The sequence below is a fragment of the Streptomyces sp. NPDC057136 genome (assembly GCF_042670885.1).
Lineage (GTDB): Bacteria > Actinomycetota > Actinomycetes > Streptomycetales > Streptomycetaceae > Streptomyces.
This window is the reverse complement of the sequence record NZ_JBHUUV010000091.1, coordinates 1-4116: the sequence shown is the minus strand read 5'-3', so window position 1 is coordinate 4116 and position 4116 is coordinate 1. Positions and strand designations below refer to the sequence as shown.

Below are 4116 nucleotides of genomic sequence, written 5' to 3'. Positions count from 1 at the left end.
CCGGCGAGCTGAGCTTTCATGGAAGCGCGGACACAGTGTTGAACGTCGCTACAAGGACCTCCCTGGTCAGCCCTCCCTCGAAAGGATCCACACCCAACGGAGTTCGGCGCCGCCCTGCTGGGCGCCCTGGCCGGTGGCCTCTTCACCATGTTTGGTTCCTGACTCCAGGCCAAGAGCAGCAACAAGGCCGCCAACCTCGCCTTGGCCAGGGCCAATGCCCAGTGCGCCTTCGACAGCATCACGCAGCTCAAGATGTTCCTGGAGACCGAGCCGGCTTACGGGCGAGGCACCGTCCAGTCCCGAGGTGTATGGAATCGGGAACGGCAGACCCGGATCACAACCGTCAGCAGCGCGATCATGCTCCTGCCGGATGAATACAAGGAGACTCGTTCTCGCTCGCTTCTCCTCCTGCACATGGTCATGCAGTGGCCGGGTCACCCCGTCTGGGATGACTACACGGTGGAGACAAGCCTCCTACTCCCCAAGGCCCTCAAATACCTGGGCTTGTTCATCCGGGGCTCCCAAGTGCCAAGGCCCGGAACCACCCAGCGTCCCACGTTCCGCCACGGACGGGTACATGACGTATAAGTGTGCGGTGGCGCGGGTCTTGCCCAGCAGCGGCACGTCCCGCCCGTTTCAGGTGTTGGTGCAGCAGCGGCTAATTCGCCTTGATCACGGCGATGTAGTGAGCCTTCTTGTCGCCAGGTCCTCAGCCACCACGGCGAGACCGTCGCCACCCCCGGCTCCGTTCAACAACGAGATCGGCCTGCCACTGACCGTGATGGGCGCCGCAGAGTCCACCCGCTACCGGGCCTTGCGGAAAACTCCGAAACCGCAGGTCAGCGGCCCGCCCCAGTAAGTCCCAGGAACGCCCCTCTCGCATCTTGGGAACGCATGGGGCTCCTTTGCAGGTCAGCGGGCTCGCCGCTACGGCTGGGGACAGACATGCCTCCCAAGTATCGACGACTACGGCGCCCACCTCGACGGCGACTTCAGCGCACTCGTGGCCGCCTGAGCGGGAAGAAGGCGGGCCGCTCGTACAGAATCAGGATGAACAATTCTCATTGGGCATCCCTTCGCTCTGCGTGGCACGCCGGTGAACGCGCCGGGAAGTCAGCCGGGACTGGCGGATCAGGAGAGCTGATCCGCCGGCCCCGGCCCTGGACACCGCCCTCCGGTGCCGTCAGTCGCTGTAGACGCCGACCTCGTGGAGTGAGTAGCCCCACTGGGTGCCGCGCTCCAGCCCCTGGACCCGTACGTAGCGTGCCGGAGTTCCGGCGAACCGCGCTGTGTCCAGGCCGCCGTCACCAGCGGTCGTGGACCACGCCGTCTGCCAGTTCGTGCCGTCGGCCGACAGCTCGACGCGGTACGACTTCCCGTACGCCGCCTCCCAGTCGAGGGTGACGCGCTTGACCAGGTTCGCGGATCCGAGGTCGATCCGCAGCCACTGGTCGTTGTTCCACTCGCTGGCCCAGCGGGTGCCCTTGTCGCCGTCCACGGCCAGGCCGGGCGCGAAGCTGACGAACGGGTTCCACCATTCCGACGTGGACGCCGAGGCGGCCGCACCCGAGGCCAGGTTCACCCCGGACTTGTGTTTCTCGGAGTTCCCCCAGGTGCGGAGGTAGGACTCGGCGCCCGCGAAGAGGTCGTCCACGACATCCTGGCCGCCGACGATCCGGATGTCCTCAATCCAGTCCGGGACCATGCCGTAGTGCGCCGCGCCATTGGTGTTGAAGTCCCAAGTGCGCTCGCCGGTGGTCTGCTTATCGATCACCGAGCCGCCGTCCGTGCTGCGGAAGGGGTACTTCACCGGGTTCGGAGTGTCCCCGCCCCGCGGGCCCGGCCAGCCGCCGACACCGTTCATGTCGGTGCCGTAACCGTAGCCGACCCCGTACTTCTCGCGTAGCTCGTCCGTGCGCTTGGCCTCCGCGCTGAACGCCTCCGAGCCGCTCATGTACTGGCCGATGAACCCGCCGAGCTTGTAGAGCCGCTCGGTCCAGCCCAGGTCCATCCAGCTGTGCGAGGAGATGATGCCCGGGTACGACTCGGATTCGAGGATGTCGAAGGCCTGACCCGCGGCCTTGACGCTCATGTGGTCGATCTCCAGCATCATCTTGCGCTTCATCATGCCGCGCACCGCGTACTCACCCAGGTCGGTCAGCCCGCGGGTGTTGCACTGCGCGCCCGAAGCGTACGAGGGCACGGCCACCCCGGTCGGCAGCTGCTTCTCCGCCTCCGCCGCCACCGCATTGCCGATGGGGTTGTCGTGTTGCAGCCCGCGACAGGTCTCCGTCTTCCAGAAGGTGCCGGTCGACAGGAACTGCCCCACGTTGATCGCCGTACCGAGTGCGCCGGAGTCGAAGCGCACCCCGCACAGGGCGTTGTCGAACTTGTGGCACAGGAACATGCTGCGCACGCCCAGCTTGTGCAGCTCGTCCAGGCCCCGGTCTATGTCCTCCTTGGAGCACTGCGCGATGTCCAGGATCTGCTTGCAGCCGAACGGCTCGGAAGTCTCAACGCCCAGGACGACGGCCAGCTTGCCCTGCTCGATGACCTCGCGGGCCTGGGCGCTGTCGGTGACGATGCGGAACCAGCCCTTGCCGGGGCCGCCGTACATCTTGTCGATGAAGGCCTGCATGTCGTACGACTTCTGCGCCTCGAGACGGATGGCGGTCATCTCGTCGCAGCCGCGGTCCTTGAAGAAGTAGACCGAGCAGATCAGCCCGTTGGTGACCAGGTCGTTGACCAGAACCCGCTGGCCGCCGCGCCAGGCCCGCTCGATCCAGGCGTAGTAGTTCTGCTGGTGGGTCAGCGAGTCGTGGGCGGGCCAGTCCTTGAACGTCGGCCACCCGTTGGGGTCGTGCTTGCCGTCGCCGCCCTTCGTGATGAAGTCGAAGATGGCGAGCGTGCCGTCGGGGTAGTGCTCGGGGCAGTCCCTCAGCGCGTCAGCGACGCCCTGCTCCGAGAACGGCTTGCCGCAGATCAGCCGGCCGCCGAAGCCCTCGTTGGACATGATGTGGTCGTGGGCGTCGACGAAGCCCCTTACGCGCCCCTGGGCGTCGGTGCCCTTGAAGGGCTCGCCCGTGACGTTGATCTGCGAGTCGGGCGTGGGCCGCGCGGCGGGGGTCCACCAGCCGGGATCCGCCGCGGAGCTGGGTATCGGACCGAGTACCAGGGCCATCACGGTGAGGAGCAGTGACACCACCGTGAGGGATCTGAGTCTGCGGCGCGGAGGTTGAACCATGGCCATCACTCACCTTGATTGACATGTCCATTTGGTTACTGGTGAGTTGAGGATCGCGACCGCTGGTAGCGGAGTCAATGGCCCGGGACCCCAGAACTGATGACTCATCAGTTCCGGTGAACTTATGCCCGCCTGTCGTCGGCGAACGGGCGGCCGTCGCTGCCGCCGCAGGTCCTGGCCTCGACGGTGGTGCTGCAGAGCCTGCACCGGCTCTATACCGGGTCCGACGCTCGACCTTGGGCAACAGCGGTTCGACCACCGCCAAAACTCGTCATCGACTCCCACGGCTTCGGCCGAGCCACCCAGATCATCAGTCCGTGAGTGATCTCAACACCTTGAAGATCATTTCGTTAGGGGTTTTTAGCGAGAAGGGTTCGGAAGCCGGCAAGCGTCTCCGACAGTTCGGGCCTTGACCCCGGATCCTGGACACCCGAGACACTTGGATTGAAGGTCCAGGAGAAACGGATGTCCCGTGGTCATGAAGCACTATCCGCCGGAGTTCAAGGCGGACGCGGTCGCGTTGTACGAGTCGCGGCCGGAAGCGACGATCAGGTCGGTCGCCGCTGATCTGGGGGTCAACCCGGAGACGTTGCGGAACTGGGTCCGGGCGGCCGGAGCGAGCCGGCCACGGGGACGTCGGGCGGAGGCGCCGACGGAGCCGCCCACGCCGCTGGAGGCGGAGAACACCGCTCTGCGCAAGAAGGTCCGTGAGCTGGAGGAGGAACGCGAGATCCTGCGGAAGGCGGCCAAGTATTTCGCCGGGGAGACGCGCTGGTGAGGACCCGTAATTCAACTAGTGCCGGTTTCGGCCGACACCTCGGTGGCGCCATGTAGTTGGGCTGTTGTGGCGATTCCGGATGAAGTCCTGGCAG

Annotated in this window: 1 protein-coding gene and 1 pseudogene; one reads left to right on the top strand and one right to left on the bottom strand. The window is 65.8% G+C overall.

Features of this window, described 5'->3' with window-relative positions:
- Positions 1 to 1183 precede the first annotated feature (1183 nt).
- On the bottom strand, positions 1184 to 3250 hold the full coding sequence (locus tag ACFT7S_RS38545; protein ID WP_382741199.1) for a discoidin domain-containing protein: 2067 nt from the start codon (positions 3248 to 3250) through the stop codon (positions 1184 to 1186).
- A 466-nt stretch (positions 3251 to 3716) separates the two neighbouring features.
- Here ACFT7S_RS38545 and ACFT7S_RS38540 point away from each other — a divergent pair.
- Positions 3717 to 4007, top strand: a pseudogene (locus ACFT7S_RS38540) (transposase); the annotation flags it as partial.
- Between the last annotated feature and the right edge of the window lie 109 nt (positions 4008 to 4116).